This is a genomic window from Pseudomonas sp. NPDC086278 (assembly GCF_050280905.1).
Lineage (GTDB): Bacteria > Pseudomonadota > Gammaproteobacteria > Pseudomonadales > Pseudomonadaceae > Aquipseudomonas.
Genome location: NZ_JBNNWE010000185.1, coordinates 1 through 4,079 on the forward strand (window position 1 = coordinate 1; position 4,079 = coordinate 4,079).

The 4,079-nt window shown below is 57.7% G+C and carries 3 protein-coding genes; all 3 read left to right on the plus strand.

The window, feature by feature from the left end:
• The first annotated feature begins 135 nt into the window (after window positions 1-135).
• Complete coding sequence (gene rpsU, locus ACQKP4_RS28585) at window positions 136-351, plus strand: 30S ribosomal protein S21 (RefSeq protein WP_002551877.1); 216 nt, start codon at window positions 136-138, stop codon at window positions 349-351.
• Window positions 352-830: 479 nt separating this feature from the next.
• Complete coding sequence (dnaG, locus tag ACQKP4_RS28590; RefSeq protein ID WP_427637386.1) at window positions 831-2,810, plus strand: DNA primase; 1,980 nt, start codon at window positions 831-833, stop codon at window positions 2,808-2,810.
• 67 nt (window positions 2,811-2,877) lie between these two features.
• The coding region (locus tag ACQKP4_RS28595; protein ID WP_427637388.1) for an RNA polymerase sigma factor region1.1 domain-containing protein at window positions 2,878-4,079 on the plus strand (1,202 nt) is incomplete at its 3' end.

Consider the following 4,079-nt stretch of genomic DNA (forward strand, 5'->3'; position numbering starts at 1 on the left):
GACGAGTGCACCTTTATTCTTATACACTTTTTGCAATATTATTTTTGCTGTATGAGGAATATTAAGAGGCTTTCCTTTGAAACTCGCCTTCCCCGCGAGGATGTTGACCCCGGTAATGAATGAAGGTAGCTCTGGATGCCAGCCGTCAAAGTAAAAGAGAACGAACCCTTCGACGTAGCTCTGCGTCGTTTCAAGCGCTCCTGCGAAAAAGCCGGTGTACTGGCTGAAGTTCGTAGCCGCGAATTTTACGAGAAGCCTACTTCTGAGCGTAAGCGCAAAGCAGCAGCCGCTGTTAAGCGTCACGCCAAGAAAGTTCAGCGCGAACAGCGCCGCGCCGTTCGTCTGTACTAATACACAGACGTTCGTAGCAAGCTTCTGCCAAGCCCGGCTCCAAGCCGGGCTTATGGCATTTGCGTAAAACGCTTGATGCTTCACCGTCAACGCCGCAGACGCGACCGAGACTAATCTGCTTTACAGCGTCAGACCTGGCTCTTTTGCCAGCGGTGCACGTCTTTTCTGACGAGCCTTCCAAGGCTACTGACGAGCACACCCACTGATTCCTCTCACGACGATCAGCCCAAGGCACCTTCTTGCGTGCCCGCTTATGAGCTATCCGAGGCCATCGACTGGCCGTAGCGGATTTCAGCGCAACACTTTCAGACAGTCGAATACTGATTGGAACTAACGTCAGTGGATTTTCGGCAGATACACTTCCCGACAGCGATTACGCAGACGACACCGGTCGAGCCACAGCAGTGTGCCTCAATCAACGACCCGCGCGCGTTCGCCGTTCGTATTGGATTCGTTTCAGCGCAGATGACGAGAACGCCATGGCCGGGCTAATTCCCCAGAGCTTCATTGACGACCTTCTGAACCGCACCGACATCGTCGATGTGGTCAGCTCGCGCCTGCAAATGAAAAAGGCCGGCAAGAACTACACCGCCTGCTGCCCTTTTCACAAAGAGAAAACCCCGTCGTTCAGCGTTAGCCCCGACAAGCAGTTCTATTACTGCTTCGGCTGCGGCGCTGGTGGCAACGCCCTCGGCTTCATGATGGACCATGACAACCTGGACTTCGTCCAGGCGGTCGAAGAACTGGCCAAAGCCGCCGGCATGGAAATCCCCCGCGAAGAAAGCGGCCGGCCGCACAAACCGCGCCAGCCGACCGATTCGCCGTTGTACCCGCTGCTGACTGCGGCCGCTGACTTTTACCGTCAAGCACTGAAAAGCCATCCATCGCGCAAGGCCGCCGTGGATTACTTGAAAGGTCGCGGCCTGACCGGGGAAATCGCCCGGGACTTCGGCCTCGGTTTCGCGCCACCCGGCTGGGACAATCTGTTCAAACACTTGAGCAGCGACACCTTGCAACAGAAAGCCATGATCGACGCCGGCCTGTTGATCGAGAACGCCGAAACCGGCAAACGCTATGACCGCTTTCGCGATCGCGTGATGTTCCCGATCCGCGACAGTCGCGGGCGCATCATCGCGTTCGGCGGTCGTGTGCTGGGCGACGACAAACCGAAATACCTGAACTCACCGGAAACCCCGGTCTTCCATAAAGGCCAGGAACTCTACGGCCTTTATGAGGCGCGCAAGAACAACCGCAACCTCGACGAAATCATTGTCGTCGAAGGCTACATGGACGTGATTGCCCTCGCCCAGCAAGGCCTGCGCAATGCTGTTGCGACCCTGGGCACCGCGACCAGCGAGGAGCACTTGAAGCGACTGTTTCGTGTCGTGCCTAACGTACTGTTCTGCTTCGATGGCGATCAGGCCGGCCGCAACGCCGCCTGGCGCGCACTGGAAGCGACGCTGCCGAGCCTGCAGGACGGGCGGCGCGCTCGTTTTTTGTTTTTACCCGAAGGCGAAGACCCGGACACGCTGGTCCGCTCTGAAGGCACTGACGCCTTCCGCGCGCGAATCAATCAGCACGCCCAGCCGTTAGCCGATTATTTCTTTCAGCAACTGACCGAAGAGTCGGACCCGCGCTCACTTGAAGGCAAGGCCCATATGGCCACGCTTGCCGCGCCGCTGATCGACAAGGTCCCGGGCGCAAACCTGCGCATTCTGATGCGTCAGCGCCTGACCGAGATTACCGGGCTCAGCGGTGAAGCCGTGAGCCAACTGGTGCAAAGCGCGCCGCAGAATGCCCCGCCGGCCTACGACCCGGGCATCGATTACGACGCCATGCCGGATTACAGCGACTACCATCAGCCGCAGGCCCAGGAGATGTACACGCCGCAGCAGGAGTGGACGCCGAAGAAACCCGGCGCCGGCGGCAAGAAGTGGGACAAGAAACCCTGGGACAAGAATGGCAAGCGCGGCGGTGATCGCGACCAACCCAGTGCCCCACGGACACCGATTGCGGTCGAAGCCCCGACGCTGATAGCCCTGCGCACCCTCATTCACCATCCGGAACTGGCCGGCAAGGTAGAAACAGCCGATCACTTCGCGAACGAAAGCAATACGTACGCGCAACTGCTCGTTGCCCTCATCGGGGCTGTGCAGAAAAATCCTAGGCTAAACTCTATCCAGTTGATGGCGCGCTGGCATGGAACCGAACAGGGGCGCCTGCTCAAGGCTTTAGCGGAAAAGGAGTGGCTGATTGAAGGCGACAACCTTGAACAACAGTTTTTAGACACCATTACTAGGTTATCGGCAAGTCAGCACACGGATAGCCTGGAAGTACTTATCAGGAAAGCAAGGCAGCCAGGATTGACTGCGGAGGAAGCAATTCAGATCGCAAATCAGATGCGCGACCTATTAAAACGCAATAAGGCTGTATCAGACCCGACCTCAACTGGCGCGTGAGGTCATAGCTCAGGTATAATCCTCGGCTTGTTTTTTGCCCGCCAAGACCTTCAGTGGATAGGGTGTTATGTCCGGAAAAGCGCAACAGCAGTCTCGTATCAAAGAGTTGATCACACTCGGTCGTGAGCAGGGTTACCTGACTTACGCGGAGGTCAACGACCACCTGCCTGAGGATATTTCAGATCCGGAACAGGTGGAAGACATCATCCGCATGATTAACGACATGGGGATCAACGTATTCGAGGTTGCGCCAGATAAGGATTCCCTTATGCTGGCCGACGCCGATACTGACGAAGCCGCAGCCGAAGAGGCAGCAGCTGCGTTGGCAGCGGTCGAGACCGACATTGGTCGCACCACCGACCCAGTGCGCATGTACATGCGTGAAATGGGCACGGTAGAGCTCCTCACACGTGAAGGCGAAATTGAAATCGCCAAACGTATTGAAGAGGGCATCCGCGAAGTGATGGGCGCAATTGCGCACTTCCCTGGCACGGTTGACCATATTCTCTCCGAGTACACTCGCGTCACCACCGAAGGTGGCCGCCTGTCCGACGTTCTGAGCGGTTATATCGACCCGGACGACGGTATTGCGCCGCCTGCTGCCGAAGTGCCGCCGCCTGTCGACCCGAAAGCCGTGAAAGCGGACGACGACACCGACGACGACGAAGCTGAAGCCAGCACCGACGACGAAGAAGAAGCCGAAAGCGGTCCGGATCCGGTCATCGCTGCACAGCGTTTTGGCGCTGTCTCCGATCAGATGGAAATCACCCGCAAGGCGCTGAAAAAGCACGGCCGTGGCAACAAACTGGCAATCGCCGAGCTGTTGATCCTGGCTGAGCTGTTCATGCCGATCAAACTGGTACCGAAGCAATTCGAAGGCCTGGTCGAGCGTGTACGCAGTGCCCTGGATCGTCTGCGTCAGCAAGAGCGCGCGATCATGCAACTTTGCGTGCGTGATGCTCGCATGCCTCGTGCCGACTTCCTGCGCCAGTTCCCGGGCAACGAAGTTTACGAAAGCTGGACCGATGCTCTGGCCAAAGGCAAAAGCAAATACGCCGAAGCCATTGGTCGTTTGCAACCGGACATCATTCGCTGCCAGCAGAAGCTGATCGCGCTGCAAACCGAAACCGGTTTGACGATCGCCGAGATCAAGGACATCAACCGCCGCATGTCGATCGGTGAGGCCAAGGCCCGCCGCGCGAAGAAAGAGCGAAAAATCTTCAGCGTCAGGCTTCTGGAAGCGGCCCAGTCGGCGATGGCCCCCGGACC